Source organism: Streptomyces sp. NPDC032721, assembly GCF_055579625.1.
Map to the genome: position 1 here is coordinate 28,147 of NZ_JBVIMX010000009.1, position 20,517 is coordinate 48,663.

Annotated in this window: 21 protein-coding genes; 11 read left to right on the forward strand and 10 right to left on the reverse strand. The window is 69.1% G+C overall.

From position 1 onward, the window contains the following. The first annotated feature begins 93 nt into the window (after positions 1-93). On the forward strand, positions 94-216 hold the full coding sequence (locus ACZ5PB_RS19620) for a hypothetical protein (protein ID WP_468692749.1): 123 nt from the start codon (positions 94-96) through the stop codon (positions 214-216). 28 nt (positions 217-244) lie between these two features. Here the strand turns inward: ACZ5PB_RS19620 and ACZ5PB_RS19625 are convergent, their stop codons facing one another. The 3 genes from ACZ5PB_RS19625 to ACZ5PB_RS19635 form a co-directional block, all read right to left on the reverse strand. Further along, the gene (locus ACZ5PB_RS19625) at positions 245-1,459 is read right to left on the reverse strand and encodes a glycosyltransferase (protein WP_468692750.1); all 1,215 of its coding nucleotides are present in this window, start codon (positions 1,457-1,459) and stop codon (positions 245-247) included. Then, entirely contained in the window at positions 1,456-2,256 is an 801-nt protein-coding gene (locus ACZ5PB_RS19630; RefSeq protein WP_468692752.1) for a MerR family transcriptional regulator, read from the reverse strand. Before ACZ5PB_RS19630 ends, ACZ5PB_RS19625 begins: the two co-directional genes overlap by 4 nt. A gap of 342 nt (positions 2,257-2,598) precedes the next feature. Continuing rightward, positions 2,599-2,964 (reverse strand): hypothetical protein, encoded by a 366-nt coding sequence (locus ACZ5PB_RS19635; RefSeq protein WP_468692753.1) that lies wholly within the window; start codon positions 2,962-2,964, stop codon positions 2,599-2,601. 317 nt (positions 2,965-3,281) lie between these two features. Between ACZ5PB_RS19635 and ACZ5PB_RS19640 the strand changes: the two genes are divergently transcribed. The 5 genes from ACZ5PB_RS19640 to ACZ5PB_RS19660 all read left to right on the forward strand — a co-directional run bounded on the left by ACZ5PB_RS19640 (position 3,282) and on the right by ACZ5PB_RS19660 (position 6,069). After that, positions 3,282-3,524: a hypothetical protein gene (locus tag ACZ5PB_RS19640; protein WP_468692755.1), complete on the forward strand. Its 243-nt coding sequence runs from the start codon at positions 3,282-3,284 to the stop codon at positions 3,522-3,524. Positions 3,525-3,809: 285 nt separating this feature from the next. Next, positions 3,810-4,043: a chaplin gene (locus ACZ5PB_RS19645; RefSeq protein WP_468692756.1), complete on the forward strand. Its 234-nt coding sequence runs from the start codon at positions 3,810-3,812 to the stop codon at positions 4,041-4,043. A gap of 168 nt (positions 4,044-4,211) precedes the next feature. Further along, positions 4,212-5,159 carry a chaplin gene (locus tag ACZ5PB_RS19650; RefSeq protein ID WP_468692757.1) on the forward strand — a complete coding sequence of 316 codons (948 nt, stop codon included), beginning with the start codon at positions 4,212-4,214 and terminating at the stop codon, positions 5,157-5,159. A 229-nt stretch (positions 5,160-5,388) separates the two neighbouring features. Continuing rightward, positions 5,389-5,703 carry a hypothetical protein gene (locus ACZ5PB_RS19655; RefSeq protein WP_468692758.1) on the forward strand — a complete coding sequence of 105 codons (315 nt, stop codon included), beginning with the start codon at positions 5,389-5,391 and terminating at the stop codon, positions 5,701-5,703. Between the two features lie 129 nt (positions 5,704-5,832). Then, positions 5,833-6,069, forward strand: coding sequence for a hypothetical protein (locus ACZ5PB_RS19660; protein WP_468692759.1), 237 nt, complete (start codon positions 5,833-5,835; stop codon positions 6,067-6,069). Between the two features lie 84 nt (positions 6,070-6,153). On the opposite strand, the gene ACZ5PB_RS19665 is transcribed toward ACZ5PB_RS19660, so the two are convergent. After that, a complete protein-coding gene (locus tag ACZ5PB_RS19665; RefSeq protein ID WP_468692761.1) occupies positions 6,154-6,393 on the reverse strand; it encodes a chaplin in 240 nt (79 codons plus the stop codon). A gap of 405 nt (positions 6,394-6,798) precedes the next feature. After that, positions 6,799-7,197 (reverse strand): rodlin, encoded by a 399-nt coding sequence (locus ACZ5PB_RS19670; RefSeq protein WP_468692763.1) that lies wholly within the window; start codon positions 7,195-7,197, stop codon positions 6,799-6,801. A 277-nt stretch (positions 7,198-7,474) separates the two neighbouring features. Here ACZ5PB_RS19670 and ACZ5PB_RS19675 point away from each other — a divergent pair, with 277 nt between their 5' ends. After that, positions 7,475-7,885, forward strand: a complete 411-nt coding sequence (locus ACZ5PB_RS19675; protein ID WP_468692765.1) for a rodlin — start codon at positions 7,475-7,477, stop codon at positions 7,883-7,885. Positions 7,886-8,045: 160 nt separating this feature from the next. On the opposite strand, the gene ACZ5PB_RS19680 is transcribed toward ACZ5PB_RS19675, so the two are convergent. Beyond that, positions 8,046-8,798, reverse strand: coding sequence for a DUF1838 family protein (locus tag ACZ5PB_RS19680; protein ID WP_468692766.1), 753 nt, complete (start codon positions 8,796-8,798; stop codon positions 8,046-8,048). Positions 8,799-9,176: 378 nt separating this feature from the next. Here ACZ5PB_RS19680 and ACZ5PB_RS19685 point away from each other — a divergent pair, with 378 nt between their 5' ends. After that, complete coding sequence (locus ACZ5PB_RS19685) at positions 9,177-10,334, forward strand: M20 metallopeptidase family protein (RefSeq protein ID WP_468692767.1); 1,158 nt, start codon at positions 9,177-9,179, stop codon at positions 10,332-10,334. Positions 10,335-10,337: 3 nt separating this feature from the next. On the opposite strand, the gene ACZ5PB_RS19690 is transcribed toward ACZ5PB_RS19685, so the two are convergent. Beyond that, entirely contained in the window at positions 10,338-11,834 is a 1,497-nt protein-coding gene (locus ACZ5PB_RS19690; RefSeq protein WP_468692768.1) for an FAD-dependent monooxygenase, read from the reverse strand. A gap of 62 nt (positions 11,835-11,896) precedes the next feature. Between ACZ5PB_RS19690 and ACZ5PB_RS19695 the strand changes: the two genes are divergently transcribed. Beyond that, positions 11,897-12,523, forward strand: a complete 627-nt coding sequence (locus ACZ5PB_RS19695; RefSeq protein ID WP_468692770.1) for a TetR/AcrR family transcriptional regulator C-terminal domain-containing protein — start codon at positions 11,897-11,899, stop codon at positions 12,521-12,523. A gap of 78 nt (positions 12,524-12,601) precedes the next feature. Here the strand turns inward: ACZ5PB_RS19695 and ACZ5PB_RS19700 are convergent, their stop codons facing one another. Next, positions 12,602-13,663 carry an aldo/keto reductase gene (locus ACZ5PB_RS19700; RefSeq protein WP_468692772.1) on the reverse strand — a complete coding sequence of 354 codons (1,062 nt, stop codon included), beginning with the start codon at positions 13,661-13,663 and terminating at the stop codon, positions 12,602-12,604. 144 nt (positions 13,664-13,807) lie between these two features. On the opposite strand from ACZ5PB_RS19700, the gene ACZ5PB_RS19705 reads away from it, so the two are divergent. Beyond that, positions 13,808-14,629, forward strand: coding sequence for a helix-turn-helix domain-containing protein (locus tag ACZ5PB_RS19705; protein ID WP_468692774.1), 822 nt, complete (start codon positions 13,808-13,810; stop codon positions 14,627-14,629). 75 nt (positions 14,630-14,704) lie between these two features. Here ACZ5PB_RS19705 and ACZ5PB_RS19710 read toward each other — a convergent pair whose 3' ends face one another. Next, entirely contained in the window at positions 14,705-15,790 is a 1,086-nt protein-coding gene (locus ACZ5PB_RS19710) for an alpha/beta hydrolase (RefSeq protein WP_468692776.1), read from the reverse strand. Positions 15,791-16,186: 396 nt separating this feature from the next. Continuing rightward, a complete protein-coding gene (locus ACZ5PB_RS19715) occupies positions 16,187-17,332 on the reverse strand; it encodes a S1 family peptidase (protein WP_468692777.1) in 1,146 nt (381 codons plus the stop codon). Positions 17,333-17,653: 321 nt separating this feature from the next. Between ACZ5PB_RS19715 and ACZ5PB_RS19720 the strand changes: the two genes are divergently transcribed. Continuing rightward, complete coding sequence (locus ACZ5PB_RS19720) at positions 17,654-20,473, forward strand: glycosyl hydrolase (protein WP_468692778.1); 2,820 nt, start codon at positions 17,654-17,656, stop codon at positions 20,471-20,473. The last annotated feature ends 44 nt before the right edge of the window (positions 20,474-20,517 follow it).

The following is a 20,517-nucleotide window of genomic DNA, read 5'->3' on the forward strand; positions in this document are numbered from 1 at the left end:
AGAGCTACAGCCTGCCCAGGGCCACCCGCATAAGGAAGAACACCACGAAGAAACCCGCCAAGGCGAGGGCATCAGCGGTTGAACGCGCTGTTCATGCAGACACCTGTGCCAGTTGATGTGCACTTCTCGCCGCCCGGGCCGGGGGCGGCTCAAGAGGAGATGTGCATGGACAAGGACCGGATCTACCGCACCAAGGTGGCAGCCGCTCTTGCTTAGACCACCGGGGAGGGGGAACGGCTTGGCGCTATCCATCGGTCAGTCGCTGGATGGTCTTGAGTGTCTGACCTGCTGCGTTCTCCGTCAGTAGATGTTGCGCCGCATGTGCGGCGGCTCGGCTGTGTGCCTGCTGGTTCACTGCTTGGTGAAGTGAGTCGGCCAGCCGTTCGGCGGTGAGGGATCCGAAGGGGATCGGGTCGGTGGCGGCGCCGATGGCGGCAAGGCGTCCCGCCCAGAACGGCTGGTCCGCAGTCACCGGTACGGTGACCGCGGGTACTCCGGCACGCAGTGCGGCGGCCGAGGTGCCGGCCCCGCCATGGTGGACCACCGCAGCCAGCCGTGGAAACAGCAAGGCGTGCGGTACGTCCCCGATGGTGAGCACGTCGTCCCCGTCGGCGGCGAGCCCGGCGCTGCCCGCTTGGAGGACGCCGCGCAGCCCGACGCGGCGCAGGGCTTGCACAGCGATCTCGCTCAGCCGCTCCCCGTCACCGGCCGCCATGCTTCCGAAGCCGATGAGGACGGGCGGGGGTCCGGCACGCAGGAAGTCCTCAAGCTCAGTAGGCAGCCGTTCGGTCGCCTCATGATGGGGCCACCAGTTGCCCACGACCTCCAGGCCGGGGCGCCAGTCGGAGGGACGGGGCACCAGGGCCGTGCTGAAGCCGTGCAGGATGGGCCAATTTCGCTGTTCCTGTCGTCGGCGCATCTCGGAAGGCGAGGCCGGGGGCAGCTGGAGGCGGCGGCGCAGCTTTGCGACAGCCTGTTCGTAAACGCGGTCGGCCATGCGCAGTGCGAAGCGTCCCGTGGCTCGGTTGGCGAGACGGCCCAGTGAGCGGGAGCCCGTGACGACCGGCGGGAAGTCGCCGGTCGCTGCGGTGGGTTGGAGGTACACGCCGAGACTCGGTGTGCCCGTGGCCTCGGTGAGGTGCCAGCCGAGCGGAGCCGTGGTGGTCGACAGCAGAAGCAGGTCCGTGCCATCGTCCATCACGTCGGCGAAGCCCTGCCCCAGTTCGGTGATGAACTCGGCGGCGGTGCGCATGAGTTCACGTTTGCCGGTGACGCTGCCCCGCACTCGTGTGTCGGCGGGGAGGCTACGGAATTCCAGCCCTGCGTCGCGTACGAGCGGTGCGAAGGTGTCTGTGGTGGCGAGGGTGACGTCGTATCCGGCCCGGCACAGTTCGGCGCCCAGACCCGTGTAGGGCGCGATGTCGCCGCGCGATCCGGCTGCGGCAATCAGGATTCTCATTGGTCCTCCTCACCATCGGCACGGCCACCAGCGTGGCGGGCCGCGTTGGCGTGAACCGCCTTGCGCGTATAGGCGGCCAGGCCCGGTCGCTGCTGCGACGGCGGTACGACCAGAGCGAATGCGCGCGGGTCGGCGACGAAGTCGTCCGCGATGCGGCCGTGCATGTCGGGTGGGCAGGAGGTGAACCATCGCGAGATGTGCAAGCGGTGCTCCTCGGCGAGGTCCATGGCCCGCCCGCCGTCGGCCGGCTCCCCCTCGTCGAAGGCCGCGAGCAGCTCCGCGCGCCAGGAGGCGGCCTCGCTCATGAGCTGACGCCAGTCCTCTTTGGTGTGAGCAGCAGCGCGCGCCATCGCCTCGCGCTGTCCGTCCGAGTGCGCCCACTTCAGTTCTGCCTCGGTCGCATAGCTCAGGTCGAAGGTGATCTCGCCGAAGGCCTCGAAGCGTTCCTGAGGAGTCAGGGACACCCCGGTCTTCTGGACCTCCATCGCCCGTTCCGCCACCTCGGCCAGCCGCGCCAGCCGGGCGATCTCCTCACTCAGCTGCCGCTGCCGGGCCCTCAGCCGCTCCAAGGGGTTCACCTGCGGATCCTTGAAGATCGCGGTGATCTCGTCGAGAGGGAAGCCGAGCTCACGGTAGAAGAGGATCTGCTGGAGACGGACCAGGTCAGCGTCACTGTAGAGCCGGTATCCGGCGTGGCTGCGGTCACTGGGCGAGAGCAGCCCCGCCTTGTCGTAGTGATGCAGTGTCCGCACCGTCACCCCGGCGAAGGCCGAGACCTGCCCCACGGAATAGCTCATCCACCTGCCCTTTCGTCAGTACACAGCCTCAAGCCTGACGTAGGGGGAGGGTCAACTCCCGCGCATTCGACCTCGGAGCGCGGGTGACCGGCACGATCGGGAAGCACGCCCGGCGGGTGGTCCACCACAGAGCGCAGGAATTTCGGGGGTGGTTCCCGCGGAAGGGGGCCGCAATGGATTTCGGGGCCCCCTTCCGCGTACGAACGCCAGGGGAACGGGCCAGCGGTCGTACTTGTGGTGAACGAAAAGACAGCCGAAACGTTGCTGCTCCTCCTGCCCCAGCTAACGATCTCCACAATTCACACCGACAGAACACGACTCGGGATCGGGGACGGGCGGTGGTCAGGCCAGGGAGTCGAGCGGAACTCCGATCGGGCCGCCGCCGGCGGTGAGTCCTCCCAGCAAGGCTCCCGGGGCAGGCACCGCGTTGGGGCCGCCGGGGTGCACGCGGCGTGCGGCGGCCTCTTCCCTGAGTTGCATTTCGTCCACGTTGGACTTGAGGTCGGCCAGGAGCTTCTGCGGGGTGGCGACGTCCGTCAGCTGCTGCACCTGACCGGCCTGCACTTTGTCGATCTGGGTCTGCGCTTCGCTCACCTGGGCGTTCTGGGGCATGCCGTGGCTGGTCTCGTGGTGGGCGAGTGCCGGAGTGGCGGACCCAAGGGCTACGAGTGTTCCGGCGAGGGCTGCGGTGGCCTGGGTGTACTTCATGGGGGGTCCTGTCCGTGGGGTGGCTTCGGGGCGACAGTTACCGAGCGGTGTCTGTCGTTTCACCTCTGGAGAACGTCCATGGAGACTGTTTGGAGACGAAAAATCGCTGTAGATCACCCTATCGACTCGGCTGTGGAGGTGGTGAGTTGAGCAGCGTGGTGACGTTTCTGCGGATCGGGCCGCGGGCATCGGCACGTGGCCGGTTGGGGGCCGGGCTGGAGGATGCGCCGACGAGTACGGAGAGGGCGGGCGCGTGACTTCTGGGCGGCGCGGCTCGTTGCGACTGCGACCAGCCGAACTGCACACAGGAGAAGTCAATGCGTCATCACAAGGCATCCGCAGCCGCTCTCGCCGTTCTTGTCTCGGGTTCTGCGCTGGCTGCTGCCGGCTCGGCTCAGGCCGCCGCTCCCGAGGCGGCGCCGAAGCCGCGTCCCGCTGCTGCGGATCCGGCCGGTGATCTGCTCGGTGGGCTCCCCGTCGTGGGAGGGCTCACCAAGGGCTCGTCGCCCACCGCGTCTGCTCCCGCCGGGCTTCTGGGCGGACTCCCGCTCGGCGGCTGACCCGGCACGGCGGTGGCTGCGGGCGGTGGTCACCCTGCGCTGGGACGAGCGAAGCGTTGGCGGCGGTGTGCGGCAGTGGCGTGCTTTCCCTCTGTGAGTCCCTTCTTCGCAGCTTTCCTCGTAGGGCCTTTCGGGTGACCGCAAAAACTCGTGGAATTGAGCGAGTTTCCTTATTGACTCCGGATCGTTACGGATATCGACGGCGACGCCACGGGATTCCCTCATGGTCCCGTACAGCACGAAATACGTGACTGTCACTGCGTCGTTGAAGGAAAGGTCACAAAAATGAAGTCCATGAAGGTTGCTGCAGTTCTCGCCGGCTCGCTGATGGCCCTGGGTGCGGCCTCCCCGGCCATGGCGGACGCGGGCGCTGACGCCGCGGCCTCCAACTCCCCCGGCGTTCTCTCCGGAAACGTCGTCCAGGTTCCGGTGCACGTGCCCGTGAACCTCTGCGGTAACACGGTCAGCGTGATCGGCCTGCTGAACCCGGCCTTCGGCAACACCTGCGTGAACAAGTAAATCCTTATCCGAACCCTTGAGTGTTCGGAACTGGCCAGCCCCTGAATACATGCCGTGTGTTCGGGGGCTGGCCAATCAACGCTTCCTCATGTGTGGGTGAGCAACCGGCTTGCCCCGCAAGCATGAAAGACAGGGAACGGCGTAGTGCGACAGGTATTGAGTAAGAGCGTGCTGGTAACTGCAGCCGTCTCAGGTGTGCTTTCCATGACCGGGGGCTACGCCCACGCCGACGCGGTGGGCGACAGCACGGTCTCGAACTCGCCGGGGGTCGTCTCCGGCAACAGCGCTCAGGTTCCGGTGCACGTGCCCGTGAACTTCTGCGGCAACACGGTCAACGTGATCGGCCTGCTGAACCCGGCCTTCGGCAACAAGTGCGCCAACGGGTCAGCGGGTAAGCCGGGTGTGCCCGGCAAGAGCAACGGTGCCACGGCCACGTCGAAGGTCACCGGGTCGCCCGGTGTCGCCTCGGGCAACAACGTGCAGGTCCCCGTGCACGTGCCGGTCAACGCCTGTGGCAACACTGTGAATGTGGTGGCCGCGCTCAACCCGGCCTTCGGCAACAAGTGCGCCAACGGCTCCACCGTGACTCCTCCGACGGATGAGCCGCCGGCGGACGAGCCCCCGGCCGATGAGCCCCCGGCGGACGAGCCGCCCGCCGACGAGCCGCCGGCCGATGAGCCCCCGGCCGACGAGCCGCCCGCCGACGAGCCCCCGGCGGACGAGCCCCCGGCAGATGAGCCGCCGGCCGACGAGCCCCCGGCGGATGAGCCGCCCGCCGACGAGCCCCCGGCGGACGAGCCTCCGGCCGATGAGCCCCCGGCGGATGAGCCGCCCGCCGACGAGCCCCCGGCGGATGAGCCGCCCGCCGACGAGCCGCCCGCAGATGAGCCCCCGGCGAACGAGCCCCCGGCCGACCAGCCGCCGGTTGCGGACGAGCCCCCGAACACCCCGGGGAAGCCGCAGCCCGGTAAGCCGATGGGTCCCGGCAAGCCCGGTGGTAAGCCGACCCTGGCGCACACGGGTGCGGGCGAGCTCGGTGGTGCCGCTGCTCTGAGTGCGGCGCTCCTCGCTGGTGGCATCCTGATGACCCGTCGCGGACGCGCCGCCCAGCGCTGACGTCGGCGAGCCGTACACGCTGTTCGAGTGGGGCAGGCATCAGGCCTGCCCCACTTTTCTCTTGCGTGGCGTTTCCGGCATGCGAGTGAAGTCCGGGTGATTGTGCATGAATTCAGTTTCTCTGGCTCCTGGGTCCGCGTTAGTCATCGCGTAGGCGCTGCGAGCAGGATCCCGCGGCGTCAGGTTCCACCAGCCGTAGAGCAGTCCCATAGAGAATGAGGAAATCTTCATGAAGCACACCAAGGCAACTTCTGTTCTGGCCCTCTCGCTGGTCGCCGTCGCCGCGGGTTCCTCGGCGGCTGTTGCGCAGAACACCGTGCCGACCAGCCCGTCGATGAGCCTCAACTCGGGTGTCGCGCAGCTGGTTGACGCGTACAACACGCACACCGCCTCGCTGGACGCCCCGCTGCCGCTGGTCGACGAGGCGAAGAAAGCGGCCAAGACGGTGACCGAGGTCAAGGACACGGAGCCGGTGGCGCTGGTCGAGGACGCGGTGGGCGGCAAGGGTGCGGGGTCGATGCTCGGTGGGCTTCCCCTGAAGTGATTGCGCCGGCGGTGGGGCATCCGGAGTAATCGGACGCTCCACTGGTGTGACGTGACGGGCCCTCCGGGAGGGAACAGGTGAGCGACGGTATGCCTCCCTGCGTCTCAATCCCCCTCTCTGGGAGTGCACATGCGCAAGATCATTGGAAAGACCGTAGTGACGGCGGCCCTGGCGGCCACTGCTCTTCTTCCCCTGGCGGGAGCGGCTTCGGCGGCGGACAAGGCGCCTGCGGTCAAGCCTGCTGCGGTGGACCGCTGCTGGAGTCACCACGGGCATGTCTACTGTGCCGACGGCCCGTACTGGTACCCGCACTACACCGGTGTAGGTGTGGGGCTGGGCCTCGGCCTGGGTATCGGGCTGCTCTGAGCGGTGGTTGCCCGCTAGGTTCGGCACATAGTTGGGGCCCCACAGCAGACCTGTGGGGCCCTACCCGTTTGGCGAGAGCCGGGGTCAGCTGTTGGTGGCGTCGTTGCCGAACGCCGGGTTGAGCAGGCCGCCCCCGTTGACGGTGTTGCCCGCGACGTTCACCGGGACGTGCACCGGGACCTGGGCCGTGTTGCCGGAGACGACACCCGGTGAGTGAGTCGCGGCGGACTCAGCCTCACTGTCGGCGGCGGCGGTGCCGGCGGCGGCGCCAGCAGCGAGACCAGCGGTGGCGAGTACGAAGGCAGCCTTCTTGGCAGCGTTCATAGTGGTGCATCTCCTGAGAAGTTGGGATGTTTCGAGGGATCCTCGCACATGCGTGGCATCGCTCTGAGAGCAGAATCCTCCGTTCATTCCAGGTTCCCCCTGATGGCGCATTGAGGCACAGTTCGCGAACGGAAGGGCCCGCGGGGCCTTGAGCGCCTCGGGGTTGAGCTGGGCGTCGCGCTGGCGGACGGCCTCCGTCCCGCTGCTTGCTGCGGATCACGTGTCGGCTTGCGCGGAAGACGCCCAAGGCATTCAGGGGATTCTCACCGGGCCTGCCACGGGGTGCTCACTTCCCCTCCGTAATACGGATTGTGCCCCCCAGACCGACAGGCCTGGGGGGCACAACGCTGTGCGGAAGAGACACGGTGCGTGCAGCCCTTTGCGGGCTGCACACACACGAAGGGGTCAGCCGTTGTGGTGACCGTTGCCCGAGAGGACCGGGAAGTCGCTGAGGATGTGCGAGAGCGGCTCGTCACCCTTGGCCTGGGTGGAGTTCTCGACGCACTGCTGGTTCTGCGGCGCGGACAGGATCGGAATGTCCTGGACACCGACCGGGACGACACCGATGAGCGACGTGACGTTGGCCTTGGCCGGCAGGCCGATGCAGGGCTTGTTGAGCGAGCCCTGGACCAGGGACATCTGCGGGCTCATGTCACCGGCGGTCTTGGCGTTGCCGTAGTGCTGCTCCGCGTTGTTGCCGCTCTTGGAGGTGGTGCCGTGGTCGTCCCCGATGGCCAGGGCCTGCGGGGCGCCCATGCTGAGCGTGGCCGCTGCGAGCATGGCCGTCGCCATGATCTTCTTCATCTCTGAATCCTTACTTTCCCATGGAGTACCCCGTGCTGGAGCTCCCTGCAAAACGCCTTCCGACGGGTTTGGTTATCTCCATTCACTCGGATGGGAGCATCCGACACCGCGAGGGGCGGCTATTAAATGACGAACGGATCGGCCGGAAATAAGGCCGAGCACGGCGGCTGTGCAGCTTTTATGCCATACGGGTGAACGGCAGCAACCAAACATGCCGGGGAATGGTTATGCCGCTCGTAAGCAGCCATTGCCTCCCGAACTCGAGAAGGTCTTCTCCATGCGTAACAAGATGATGGTCTCGTCCGCAGTTGCCGCCGCCGCGATGAGCCTGGGCGTCATCGCCGCTCCGCAGGCCATGGCCCTCGCGGACGACGACGGCACGACGTCGATGAGCGGCAACGGTGCGGAGCAGCACTACGGCAACGCCGAGACCGCCGGTGACATGAGCCCGCAGATGTCCCTGGTCCAGGGCTCGCTGAACAAGCCCTGTGTCGGCCTGCCGGCCAAGGCCAACCTGACCTCCCTCGCGGGCCTGGTGCCGGTCGGTGTCCAGGACATCCCGATCCTGTCCGCCCCGCAGAACCAGCAGTGCGTCGAGAACTCCACCCAGGCCAAGGGCGACGAGCCGCTCTCGCACATCCTGGAGGACTTCCCGATCCTCTCCGGCAACGGCGCCAACAACCACTGACCCACCCCCTCCGGGGCCAGGCCCCCGGGCTGGCGGTGCGGCTGGCAACAAGAGGGACGTGCGTGTGAACAGCCGCTCACACGCACGGGGATGAGGTGGCATGCGGGTGCCCCGCGAAGACATGTCTTCGCGGGGCACCCGCATATCCGCACTCACGCACTCACGCACTCCTGACAGGGTGGAGTTTGCGCCAGTAGGTCCAGCTGGTCTCGTTGGGCTCGCTCCACTTCTCCGGCGCGTGGGCGTACTCCGGGTGGTGTTCGGCGATGTACGCACGGGTGCGTTCGGGGACCTCCGCGTAAGAGGTGAGCTTGCGGCCCCGGCAGTGGTAGGTGAGACCGCCGGGACGCTGCCCTCGGCCCATCCAGGGGAGCCACGGCGACATGCGGCTCCACGACATGGTGGCCGGGACGCTGGGCGCGTCGCCCGCCAGGTCGGTGCGGGCGGCGAAGAACTGGAAGAGTTCCAGGGCCTTGTACGTGTCGCCGGCCGAGGCGAGCGGGTAGTCGGCGACCGGCAGCGGCGAGGGGTAGGCGAGCGGGATCTCAAGGCTGAAGCAGATCTGGTCGCCGAGCTCGGTCGTGGGGATGGGGAAGGGGCGCCACTTCTGGTTCGCGGGGTCGTTCCAGATGTGTACGACCGGCAGGTCCTGCCAGGTGTCCAGGATCTCCCGGCTGACCGGGTCCAGGTAGAACGCGGCCTCGCGGGTGAGGAGTTGGTAGGCGTCGGGGCCGTTGGCGGGGTCTTCTACGAGGCGGGATACGTTGAGCCCCTCGAAGCCGAAGAGGCGCTGGTAGGGCTCGTCGGGGGCCCAGGAGTACACGTCACCGGACCACCAGTAGGTGACCTCCTCGCCGTCGAGGGAAGCCCGGGTGCGGGCGAAGTCGCGGAGCAGCTCTGCGGGTGTCGTCATGCCGTCCAGTCTGCGTCACTCCCACTTCGCCCTGATCCGTCCGGGCCAGACCCTCAAGTCCCGGTGAATCGAGGGTTCCGTGTTGCGTCGGTTCCTCAATTCTCTTATTTGTGGGGGTAGTTGGGCTTGGGGGAGGCTGTTGTTGATTGACTGCTCCGAGCGTTGCGTGGGCCGGTGGTTTCGCTGTGCCCTTGGATTACTGCCCTGGGGGGAAGAATGACCCGTCCGAACAAGCCCGTTCTCAACCGCCGTGCCCTGCTTGGGGGTTCGGCTGCGGCCGGTGTCGGGGTTCTGGTGCCCGCTGGGGCCGCCGGGGCCGCCGCCGCTGAGGGGGTGGGTCGGAGCGGGCCCCTTGATCAGGGTGCGATCGACGCCGTTGTGCGGCGTGTCGAGGCCGGCCTCGTGGAGTTGCGGCGCGATCTGCACGCCTATCCGGAGACGGCGAAGAGCGAGACCTCCGAGGGTGAGGTGGCCACGTCCCGGATCGTCGCGCATCTGCTGCGCGCCGCCGGGCTCGAAGTGACCACCGGGGTCGGTGGTTTCGGCGTCGTCGGTGTGCTGAAGGGCGCGCGGCCCGGGCGTACCGTCGCCTACCGTGCCGATATGGACGCCGTGCCGGGGGAAGGGATTCTTCCCGAGGCCGCCCAGCCCGCCCATGCCTGTGGGCATGACATCCACACCGCAGTCGGTGTCGGTGTCGCGCAGACCCTCGCGCGGTTGCGGCACCGTCTCAGCGGGACCGTCGTGTTCTTCTTCCAGCCGGGAGAGGAGACCCTTCAGGGGGCGCGCGCGATGATCGATGCCGGTGTGCTGCGGGATTACGCGCCCGAGGAGATCCATGCCCTGCACTGCGGGCCCTTCCCCGTGGGGCAGTTCGCCGTGACGCCCGGCAGTGGGCTGCCCGGGCAGGACGGGACCGTCATCGAGGTGAACGGCGCCGACGCGCTCGCGCGGGCCGAGCGGCTCGCCGCCGAGATCACGGGGCTGGGCACCGTCGCGCCCCCGGAGACATCCGCCGGTCTGGAGAAGATGGTCGCTGACGTACAGGTCAAGAACGGGCCGCTGGCCAGGTTCGTGACCGTCTTCGCCGGGGCGGCGAAGGACAAGGACACGGGGCAGGTCACCGTCTCGGTGTCGTACCGCTGCTGGCCCGAGGAGCGGTACGTCGAGGTGCGCGAGGCGATTCGGGGGCTGGTCAGGAAGTACGCGGGTGTGGTGGTCGACTTCGACCGGGCGCCCTTCCCCGCCATGGTCTGCCCGGAGCGTGACGCACTCGCACTGGGGCGGCACCTGCGCCGTGTTCTGGGCGCGGGCGGGGTGACCGTGATGCACGCCGCCTTCCCGTTCAACGGCGAGGACTACGCGCTGTTCCTGGACCGGATCCCGGGCACGTACTCCTTCCTCGGCGTACGGCGGCCGGGCACCGACATCACCGAGGGGGTCCCGCACTACGGGGCCTTCGACCCCGACACCAAGGCCATCGGCATCGGGGTGCGGGCGATGGCGGGATGGCTCGCCACGCGGGCGAAGGCCTGACCGTCAAGGCACGGTGGGAAAGGCCGCCGCCAAGCCGCTTGCGGTCAGTGCTCGGAGCGCGGCTGCGGTCCCCTCGTCGGCGTCCTGGGTGCTCGTCGCCCAGGCCACGTGCCCGTCGGGTCGGATCAGCGCCGCGCTCACCTGCGCCCATTGTGCCGGGGGGCGGTGGAGGGTCGCGGTGTGGACGGTGAGTCCGGGGCCCGGCGTGGGGGTGGTCGTGAGGTCGGGGGTCAGGAGGAGCAGGAGGTGGGCGTCGGCGCGTAGGAGGGTGAACAAACCGTTGCCTGTGCCGGTGAAGGTCAGGTCCGGGGCGCGCGTTCCGGTGAGGGGGTGCGCGCCCGGGTCGGCCTGTGGGTAGTTGACGGCGAGGCCGGTGAGGCGTTCGGCGAGCTCGCGGTTGAACTCGGGGCGGTCGGCGATCATCGTGCTGAGGAGGGAGCGCAGGGCGAGGTTCTCGGGCGTGAAGGCGGTCATCAGGGCGGTCTGGGCGCGGCTGTTCCCGGTGAGCTGGCGGCCGACCGGGTGGCGCTCAAGGTGGTAGGTGTCGAGGAGGTCGTCGGTGGCGCGGCCGGTCAGGGTCGCGGCGAGCTTCCAGCCGAGGTTGTGTGCGTCCTGGATGCCGACGTTCATGCCGACGCCGCCCGCGGGGAAGTGCTGGTGGGCGGCGTCGCCCGCGAGGAGGACGCGTCCGTTGCGGTAACGGGCGGCCAGGCGGGTGGCGTTGCCGAAGCGGGAGAGCCATACGGGGTCGCGCATGCCGAAGTCCGTGCCGGTGATGGCGACGGTCCTGGCGCGCAGTTCGTCCAGGGTGAGGTCGCCCGGCCATTCGGTGGTGAGGCTGTCGGGGTCGGCGCCGACGATCCGGTACCGGCCGTTCGGCAGGGGTGCGGCCATCAGTCCGCCCTCGGGCCCGAAGGTGCTGAAGCCGGGGCGTGGCGGGTCGTCGAGGGTGACGTCGCCCAGCCAGCCGAGCACGGTGGCGGGGGTGCCGGGGAAGTCGATGCCGGCAGCCGTACGCACCGTACTGCGGGAACCGTCGCAGCCGACCAGGTAGGCAGCCTGGAGGTCGTACGGCCCGGCCGGGCCTTCCACCCGTACGGTCACGCCGTGCGAGCGCTCGGTGTACCCGGTGACGCGGTGTCCGCGCAGGATCCGTGCGCCGAGCCGGTCTGCCTGGGCCTCCAGCAGTGCCTCGGTCCGGGCTTGCGGCAGGGCGAGGGTGAAGGGGAACGGGGTGTCCAGGTCGGTGAAGTCGAGGCGGTCGTCGAGCATCGCGAAGTGGCCGCCGGGGATGCGCAGGCCCTCGTCGAGGAGGGCGTGCTGGGCGCCGCGCGAGGCCAGTACCTCGATGGTGCGGGGGTGCACGGTGAGCGCCTTCGAGCGCTGGTCGATCTCGCGGCGTTCCTCGATGACGGTGGCGGTGACCCCGCCCCTGCGCAGTTCCGCGGCGAGCCAGAGCCCGACCGGGCCGCCTCCGGCGATGACGACGTGCTGATCCATGGTTACCCTTCCAAGACTCTTGGTCACTGACCAAGTCCGATGGGCCCCAGTAGACTAGGTCAATGACCAAGAAGCAAGCGCCCGAGGACCGCGGTGCCCGCCTGGACCCCGGCGCGGTGATCCGTGCCGCGCTGGAACTGCTGGACGAGAAGGGGCTCGACGCCCTGTCGACCCGGGCCGTCGCCGACCGCCTCGGCGTACGGATGAACACCGTGCTGTGGCACGTGAAGACCAAGGCCGGGATGCTGGAGCTGATGGCGGACGCGGTGATCGGCGAAATCCCGCTCGACGGCCTGCCGGAGCCCCGGGAGGAGCGGGTCCGCGAACTGGCCCGTCGCTACCGCCGCGCTCTCCTCGCGCATCGCGACGGCGCCGCCCTCGTCGTAGGCACGAACACCGCCGAACCGCACACCCTGCGCTTCGCGGACACCCTCGTCGCAGCGCTGCTGGACGGCGGCCTGGCGGAACGGGAGGCCGCCTGGACCGTCTGGACCCTCACCTACTTCACTCTCGGGCTGACGCAGGAGGAACAGGCCGCGGCCGGCCAGGAACTCGACGGGCGGCTCGCCGCCGCGGTCTCCCCTGCCGCGCAGCCGGCCCTCCACCGCGTGCTGGCGCACCTCGGGCCTGACTCTTTCGACGAGCGCTTCGAGTACGGCCTCACGGCGATCCTGGCGCGCCGCGCTTGAGTACGTACTCGTCTCGTCGGTGATGCCGGTGTTGGGGGGGCGGTCCTTGGTATGCGGTCTTCGGTATGCGGTCGGGGCTCAGCGGCGTGGGTCGATCTTCAGGTCTCCGCGGTTCTGCATCCGGCCCCTTTCGCCGGCGAGGAAGTCGTGGGGGAAGCCCAGTTCGATCGCGCCGGCCTGTCCGAGGCGGGTCAGTTGGGAGGGGGTGAATTCGACTTCCAGGGCGCCCAGGTTGTCCTCCAGTTGGGCGGGGGTGCGGGCGCCGATGACGGGGGCCGTCACGCCCGGGTTCTGCAGGGGCCAGGCCAGGGCGATCTGGCCGGGGGTTCTGTTCTGTTCCGCGGCGATCTCTTTCACCGCGTCCGCGATGGTCAGGTTGCGTTCGGTGAGTGCGCCGTTGGCGATGTTGAAGTCCTTGCGCGTGCCGTCGGCGCCGCCCCTCGGGGAGGTCAGGTCGTCGCGGGTGTACTTGCCGGTGAGGATGCCGCCGGCCAGTGGGGAGAACGGGACCACTCCCAGTCCCATCTCGCGTGCCATGGGGATCAGGTCGCGTTCCCCGGTGCGCTCGATCAGGTTGTACTCGGTCTGGAGCGCGACGAGCGGTGACCAGCCGCGCAGATCGGCGATCGCCTGCATGCGCGACACCTGCCAGGCCGGGACGTTGCAGATCCCCACGTACAGGACCTTGCCCTGCCGGACCAGATCGTCCAGGCCGCGCAGGATCTCCTCGACCGGAGTCGTGGCGTCCCATACGTGCAGGTAGAGCAGGTCGAGATAGTCCGTGTGCAGCCTGCGCAGACTCGATTCCACCGACGCGAACAGTGCCTTGCGGTGGTTTCCGCCGGAGTTCGGATCGCCGGGCCGACGCAGCGTCGAGTACTTCGTCGCCAGAACCAGGCTTTCGCGGCGGTCCCGGGCGAACTCGCCCAGCAGCCGCTCGGAGCTGCCGTTGGTGTAGGTGCTGGCGGTGTCGATGAAGTTGCCTCCGCGCTCGACGTACACGTCGAACAGCTTGCGCGCCTCGTCCGGTTCGGCGCCCCAGCCCCATTCGGTGCCGAAGGTCGCCGCTCCCAGTGCCAGCGGCGAGACCCGCAGTCCGGAGCGGCCCAGCAGCCGGTAGGTGTCCAGGGTGAGCGGCATCGTGTCCTCCTGTGCTCGTGATCCGTTGCCGAGACCCAAGCCTGTGGCCGTCGCGAGCCGGGAGTAAGGGAAGGATCCTCCTGGGAAGGCCGGTCCTACCCTGGTGCGGACATCGAACGAAGTCGAACGAACAGGATTCGCGCCATGGACACCACCCAAGAACTGGCCGCTTTCCTGCGCGCTCGGCGCGAGCGCCTGGACCCCGACGGCTTCGGCCTGGCCACCCACCGGAAGGCCCGGCGGACCCCGGGGCTGCGCCGCGAGGAGGTCGCCGAACTGGCCGCGGTCAGCACCGACTACATCGTGCGACTCGAACAGGGCCGCGGGCTGCGGCCCTCGGCGGACGTGGTGGAAGCACTGTCCCGAGCGCTGCGCCTGGCCCCCGACGAACGCACGTACCTCTTCGACCTGGCCCAGCAACGCCCCCGCAACGCCAGTAAGCCCGCCACCACTGCGTCCCCGCAGCTTGCCCGGCTGGTCGCCGACCTGTCGCCGTTGCCCGCCATGGTGATGAACCACCGCTTCGACATCGTGGCCTGGAACCCCGAAATAGCCGGGCTGCTCCTCGATTTCGACGCGCTGCCGCCCTCGCAGCGCAACGCGATGTGGTTGTGCCTGATGCACCCGGGGATGCGGGATTTCTACGTCGACCGTGAACGCGTCGTACGGGAAGGAATCGCCCACCTGCGCACTGCGTGGGCCGCGCATCCCGAGGACCGGGAACTGGCCGACCGTATCGCTGAATTCACCGCCCGTGACGCGGAGTTCGCGCGCTTCTGGGGGGAGCGGGACGTCAAGGTCAACGGGCGTGGGCGCAAGGTTCTGCGCCACCCCGACGTCGGTTTGATCGCAGTGGATTTCGAGGTGCTCGTGCCGCTTCAGGATCCGGACCAGCGGCTGGTCATCTACCGCGCCGGGGACGGGGAGAGCCAAGCGGCGCTGGACACCTTGCGCCAGGGGCGATGAGGATTCCCGGGGCGGCACCCGCACTGCCCCTTCCGTGGCCGTAGCGTCGGTGCCGGTGCCGGTGCCCTGGCGCGGTCAGCGCAGCCGTTTGGCGAAAAATTCGGTGACGTACCGGATCGCTTCCTTGCGTTGCTGCGGGGGTGTCAACTGGTGTGGACTGCCTGTGTGGTTGACGCTCTTGCACTTTCCGCCGGGGCGGTTCCGGTGCTCGATGGCTACGTCGTCGCGGGCGAATGCCGGTCCTGTTCCGGGGGTCCATACGGTGTTGAAGTAGTTGTGGTTGGCGCCGGGGATGCTGTGGAGTTCGGTGTTCTTGTTTCGCTCGGTGATCGCCCGGACCGTCGTGCTCTCCTCCCACAGGGCGTCGCAGGTCCCGGCGGCGAACAGGACCGGGACCTTGGTCAGGCGGTCCTTGGTCTCGTCGATGCCGTTCATGGCCGGGGCCAGCGCTGCCACCGCCCGCAGGGTCACGCCGTCCGGGGTGTGGTGGTCGTCCAGGGCCTGGGCGAGGACGGCGCCTCCGCCGCGGGAGTGGCCCAGGGTGCCGACCCGGTTCATGTCGGCATGGCCGGCGAACTGCTTCAGCCCTTTGAGCGGGCCCTTGCCGGCCGCCAGGTCCCGCCACAGCGTCAGGTGCTTGTCCAGCAGTGCCCGGCGTGCCTGGTAGCCGGAACTCTGGCTTGTTTCCTGGGCGTTGATGCCGTTCGCGGAGATCGACACCACGATGTTCCCCTTCTCCGCCAGCGGCTGGGCGAGGTAGGAGTATCCGAGGTGGTTGTCGACGGGCCGGGCTCCGTCGCCGCACGGCCAGGCGGAGGGGCGCAGGGGCTTGTCACCGGTGGCGCAGGCGTCGGCCAGCCCGTGCAGCATGAACACGACGGGGTGCTTCCCGGAGCCGAGGCTGCGGGGTGCGGTGACGGCTGCTTTCAGTTCGGTACGGTCGCCGTCCAGGCCGGGCGGCGCGTAGGCGCTGTCGCCGAGGTCGTACGTGAACTCGGCCACCGGCCCGGAGGCGGTAGGGGCGGTCGTACGGAGCGGGGACAAGGTGTCGGCCGTATCGGACTTGGTTCCTCCGCAGGACATGACCAGGGCCGCCCCGGTGGCCACAGCCGTGGTGGCGAGGGCGGCGCGGCGCAGAGTTCGGCGGTGGGAGTGGTGCATGGGTGGGGGGGCCTTCCGGTGGTGCGAGCAACGTGGCCGACGGTATGCGGGCGATATGTCGGGCCCGTATCAGCGCGGAATCAGCCGCCGCGCAGCGCGTAATCGACTTCAGGGGCAGCGGACAGGTGCGTCCGCTGCCGTGATCGCGTGAAGTCGGGGCGGCCCGCTGCGCGGAGGGCGATGAGTGCCATGTCCGATGCCGTCGGCACTCCGGCGACGCGACGAGGTCGGGGCCGAGCCCTACCGGGGCCGGGGCGATGTCCGTCAGCCTGTGGTCATGCCGTTCTGGTCGCGTACGGGCACGGAGCGCAGCTTCGAGCGTGCCATCGATCAGTTCGGCGAGCCCCTCGGTGAATGTCTCCGCCGCCGCACCGGACACGTCGGCTCGGCCCGTGGTCAGGCCGTGTGCAGGGTAAGGCCGTAGCGGTTGAGGATCTCGTTGACCGGCTGGTGCCAGGTCTCGCCGCCGCTGCGGCAGTTGCCCCAGCCGCCCGAGGTGACGCCCTGGGCCTGGTCGCCGCTGATGAACGAGCCGCCGGAGTCGCCCGGTTCGGCGCATGCGCTCGTCTTCGTCATCTGGTGGACGGCGCCCTGGCTGTAGTTGACGGTCTCGTTCTTGGCGAGCACGGTTCCGCAGTGCCAGTGGGAGGTGGAGCCGGAGCGGCAGATGGACGCTCCGACGGGGGCTTCGGCCGAGCCGCGGACGAGGCGGTCGGGGATGGTGCCCCAGCCGAGGACCACGGGGACGGTCCACCAGCCGCTGCCCACGTTGACCCAGGCGTAGTCGTTGCCGGGGAACGAGGAGCCCTGGAAGTTGCCGATGTACGAGCGGTCCCAGCCGTTGACGGCCTGGCCCGTGCCGCCGCAGTGGCCGGCGGTGACGAATCCGCCGTGTACGGAGAAGCCGATGGAGCAGCGGACGTTGCCGGTGTAGTACGGGTCGCCGCCGACCGTACCCGCGGCGAAGGTCGTCGGTTGGTGGGGGGTGGCCCGGACCGTCAGGGGGCCGGCGTTGCGCGCCTGCGTGAGGAAGCGCTGGACATCGTTGTCGTTCTGGCGGTCGGTCTGGACTTCCACCACGACCTTGTTGGTCTTTGCGTCTACGTGCCAACTGGTCACGCCTGAGGGGGCTTTGAGGGTGTTGAGGTGTCGCATGTTCGTTTCGAGTTGCTGGGCGTTTCGGGCGACCGGTTGTACGGTCGCGCCGGTTGCGCGTACCTCTTCCGCCTTGTTCCGGCCGGCGACCGCGACGGTCAGGCGTCCGGTTTCCGGGGTGAACCAGGAGCCCGCGTAGTCGGCTCCCGCCGCCGCTCTGGCCCGCTTCTCGACGTCGGTCGCCTCCTTCTCCGCGGCGAGCCTGGCCTTCGCCTCGGCGGCGGTGAGGCCGAAGTCGCGTTGCATGGCGGCGAGTATGCCTGCGGATGCCGGGGCTCGGACCGCATCGGGGGTGTCCTTCGGGGCGGAGGCGGATCCGGTCGTTGCGGTGGCACCCACGACGAGGAGTGCCGACAGGACCGCGCGCAGAGCTGTCGTGCGTTTCATGGGGTTCGGCCCTTCGTTCGTTGTTCCGGTGAATGGGGGGAGGGAACATCACGATGCGATCTGAGAGCGCTCTCAGGGCGTGCCGGTGAGGAGACTAGCGAAGGAACGCGGGCAGGTCCATGCCAATGCGCGCCGGGCGGTCGCATCGGGTGAGGGATGAGCGCTCTCCGTCAAGGGTCGAAGGCATGGGCGGTTGGATGAGTCGCTCAACTCCCTTGACTGTTGGGCCTATTGACACTCGCGTTTCCGGAGTTCTACGTTCCTTGACGTCTGAGAGCGCTCTCGATAGGCCCTTCCCGTCAAGACTTCGAGGTGCCGTCCATGCCAGTTCCCCGCTCCCACCCAGCCCCCCACCCCCACAGCAGAACTCCGCTCCGGCGACCGGCCGCCGCGCTGGTCCTGGTCGCCGCGCTGGCCGCCGTCGGGCTCGGTCCCGCCGTCTCCCCGGCGGTGGCAGCCACCGTTCCGGTGGGTTCCGGAAGTTACTCCGACACCCGCCCCGCCGGAACCTCCGGACCCACCACCCACACCGGTGCCCCCGTCAGCCCCAAGGTCACCCCGGCGGCCAAGGGCAAGCCCGTACCGACCAATGACTGGTGGTCGTCCCTGGCCTTCCAGCGGTACGGCGACAACCCGTACTCGACCCCGATGTACGGGCACCCGCTCACCTACCAGGCCACCGCGGGCGGTCTGGACGTCGGGTACCCCACCACTCCCGCGGTCGTCGGCGAGGGCCGGCAGTACGAGTACGCGCACAAGCGTGACCTCACCCTCGGCCTCACCGGTCTCAACTCCCCCGACACGAGGGCCGATTCGTGGTCCGACTGGACCGTGACCCCTTACTGGTCGGACGGCGCCCGCACCCTGCGCACGACCATCGGCCACGGTCTGCCCTTCGTGTACGCCAAGGGGTCGGGCGGCAACGCGCAGATCACCACCGCCGCCGCACCGGCCGTCTTCGCCGACCAGGGCAACGTCCTCGGCATCACGGTCTCCGGCCACCACTACGCCCTCTTCGCCCCGACCGGCAGCGACTGGAACGTCTCCGGGTCCACGATCACCGCAGGACTGGGCGGCAAGGACTACTTCTCGCTGGCCGTCCTGCCGTCAGCCGACGCCCTCGCCACGTACAAGAAGTACGCCTTCAGCTTCGTCACCGGCTCCCGGGTGTCCTGGTCCTCGTCGGCGGGCTCGGTGAAGGCCGGTTACACCCTCACCACCCAGGCGCAGGAGGGCAGCGAGACCGGCACTCTCCAGGCGCTTTACCGGCATCAGTGGCTGCACACGGCCGATCCGCTGACCTCCTACACCTACGTCTCGCCGCGCGGCACGATGAAGGTCCGCGAGGGCACCGCCTTCACCACCACCCAGAAGTCCTCGCCCGTACTACCCGCCCTCCCGAAGTCCTCGGGGGTGGACCGGGCGCGCCTGAAGGCGTACCTCGACGAGGTGGCGAACGCGGCCGATCCGTTCTCGGGGGCCACGGACACGTACTGGACGGGCAAGGCGCTCGGCAGGCTCGCCCAACTAGTGCCGGTGGCCGACCAGTTGGGCGAGGTCGGTGTCCGCGACAAGCTGCTCGGGCTGATCAAGGGGCGGCTCCAGGAGTGGTTCACCGCGGGCGGCGCGAGTGAGTTCTCGTACGACAAGGACTGGAAGACGCTGACCGGTTATCCGGCCTCGTACGGCAGCGACACGGAACTCAACGACCACCACTTCCACTACAGCTACTACGTGTACGCCGCCGCGGTCGTCGCCCAGTACGACCAGGCCTGGGCCGCCGACTCCGCGTGGGGCGGCATGGTGAAGACCCTGGTCAAGGACGCGGCCAACCCCGCTCGTGGCGATACGGCCTTCCCGTTCCTGCGGGGCTTCGACGTGTACGCGGGTCACAGCTGGGCCTCCGGGCACCAGGGCTTCGCCGCGGGCAACAACCAGGAGTCGTCGTCCGAGTCGACGAACCTCAGCGCGGCCCTCGTACTCTGGGGTTCGGCCACCGGGAACGCCGAACTCCGCGATCTGGGCGCCTACTTGCTGACCACCGAGTCGGAGGCGATCTCCCAGTACTGGTTCGACGCCGACGAACAGGTGTTCCCCGCCGGGTTCGGCCACGACACGGCCGGGATGGTCTGGGGAAGCGGCGCGGCGTACGCGACGTGGTGGACGGCGAACCCCGAGGAGATCCACGGCATCAACGTCCTCCCGGTCACCGGGGGCTCCCTCCACCTGGGCGGGCACAAGGCCGCGATCCGGCGCAACCTCGCCGAGCTCGTACGGGAGAACGGCGGGCCGGCCGTCGAGTGGCGGGACATCCTGTGGGAGTTCGAGTCGCTCGCGGATCCGGCGGCGGCGCGGGCCAAGTGGGATGCGGGCAGCGGCGGTTACACGCCCGAGCAGGGCGAGTCCAAGGCGCACACGTACCACTGGATCGGCACTCTGGACGCGCTCGGCGCTCCCGATCCCGCGGTGACGGGTGACATCCCGACCTCGGGCGTCTTCACGAAGGGGACCGTGCGCACCTACGCGGCCCACAACTACGGCGCCACGCCCCGCACCGTCACCTTCTCCGACGGCAAGACCCTCACCGTCCCGGCGCGCTCCACGGCGACGGGCACCGGGACCGGCGGCGGTACGGATCCCGACCCGGATCCGGACCCGCCGACGGGGAACGTCTTCCAGCTCCGCAGCGGAGGCACCCTCACCACGACGGACGGCGGCACGGCGGGCAGCGACACCCTCGCGTCGGCGGACGGCGCGAACCACGACGGGACGCCGTACCGGCCCCTGGTCTACGAGGCGAAGCAGGTCAACGGCACCCTCACGGCGGGCGGGGCCACGGCCTTCCGCCTCCAGGTGGACGCCGGGACCGCGGTCGGCCTCGGCCAGCAGGCCAGGATCAGTTACGACCTGACGGGCGACGGCACCTTCGAGCGGACGGAGACCTACCGGTACTTCGCGACCGATCCGGTGACCGGCTGGGAGACGTACGGCGAGGGCAGCGGCCTGAAGTCGGCGACCGGTTCGCCGGGGAACCTGAAGGGCGGGACCGTACGCCTTGAGGTGTGGCCGGCGATCGGGAACGGAGCGGCGAGGCTCAGGACGGGGGCGGGTGGGTCGGTGCTGACGATCCCGTACGGCTGACCGGCCCCGCCGGACTGCTGACCGGCCCGCCGGGCGGCTGGCCG

Excerpts from the sequence above, each read along its gene's own strand:
- ACZ5PB_RS19620 (WP_468692749.1), top strand. The coding sequence starts at position 94 with ATGCAGACACCTGTGCCAGTTGATGTGCACTTCTCGCCGCCCGGGCCG.
- ACZ5PB_RS19625 (WP_468692750.1), bottom strand. The coding sequence starts at position 1,459 with ATGAGAATCCTGATTGCCGCAGCCGGATCGCGCGGCGACATCGCGCCC.
- ACZ5PB_RS19630 (WP_468692752.1), bottom strand. The coding sequence starts at position 2,256 with ATGAGCTATTCCGTGGGGCAGGTCTCGGCCTTCGCCGGGGTGACGGTG.
- ACZ5PB_RS19635 (WP_468692753.1), bottom strand. The coding sequence starts at position 2,964 with ATGAAGTACACCCAGGCCACCGCAGCCCTCGCCGGAACACTCGTAGCC.
- ACZ5PB_RS19640 (WP_468692755.1), top strand. The coding sequence starts at position 3,282 with ATGCGTCATCACAAGGCATCCGCAGCCGCTCTCGCCGTTCTTGTCTCG.
- ACZ5PB_RS19645 (WP_468692756.1), top strand. The coding sequence starts at position 3,810 with ATGAAGTCCATGAAGGTTGCTGCAGTTCTCGCCGGCTCGCTGATGGCC.
- ACZ5PB_RS19655 (WP_468692758.1), top strand. The coding sequence starts at position 5,389 with ATGAAGCACACCAAGGCAACTTCTGTTCTGGCCCTCTCGCTGGTCGCC.
- ACZ5PB_RS19660 (WP_468692759.1), top strand. The coding sequence starts at position 5,833 with ATGCGCAAGATCATTGGAAAGACCGTAGTGACGGCGGCCCTGGCGGCC.
- ACZ5PB_RS19665 (WP_468692761.1), bottom strand. The coding sequence starts at position 6,393 with ATGAACGCTGCCAAGAAGGCTGCCTTCGTACTCGCCACCGCTGGTCTC.
- ACZ5PB_RS19670 (WP_468692763.1), bottom strand. The coding sequence starts at position 7,197 with ATGAAGAAGATCATGGCGACGGCCATGCTCGCAGCGGCCACGCTCAGC.
- ACZ5PB_RS19675 (WP_468692765.1), top strand. The coding sequence starts at position 7,475 with ATGCGTAACAAGATGATGGTCTCGTCCGCAGTTGCCGCCGCCGCGATG.
- ACZ5PB_RS19680 (WP_468692766.1), bottom strand. The coding sequence starts at position 8,798 with ATGACGACACCCGCAGAGCTGCTCCGCGACTTCGCCCGCACCCGGGCT.
- ACZ5PB_RS19690 (WP_468692768.1), bottom strand. The coding sequence starts at position 11,834 with ATGGATCAGCACGTCGTCATCGCCGGAGGCGGCCCGGTCGGGCTCTGG.
- ACZ5PB_RS19695 (WP_468692770.1), top strand. The coding sequence starts at position 11,897 with ATGACCAAGAAGCAAGCGCCCGAGGACCGCGGTGCCCGCCTGGACCCC.
- ACZ5PB_RS19700 (WP_468692772.1), bottom strand. The coding sequence starts at position 13,663 with ATGCCGCTCACCCTGGACACCTACCGGCTGCTGGGCCGCTCCGGACTG.
- ACZ5PB_RS19705 (WP_468692774.1), top strand. The coding sequence starts at position 13,808 with ATGGACACCACCCAAGAACTGGCCGCTTTCCTGCGCGCTCGGCGCGAG.
- ACZ5PB_RS19710 (WP_468692776.1), bottom strand. The coding sequence starts at position 15,790 with ATGCACCACTCCCACCGCCGAACTCTGCGCCGCGCCGCCCTCGCCACC.
- ACZ5PB_RS19715 (WP_468692777.1), bottom strand. The coding sequence starts at position 17,332 with ATGAAACGCACGACAGCTCTGCGCGCGGTCCTGTCGGCACTCCTCGTC.
- ACZ5PB_RS19720 (WP_468692778.1), top strand. The coding sequence starts at position 17,654 with ATGCCAGTTCCCCGCTCCCACCCAGCCCCCCACCCCCACAGCAGAACT.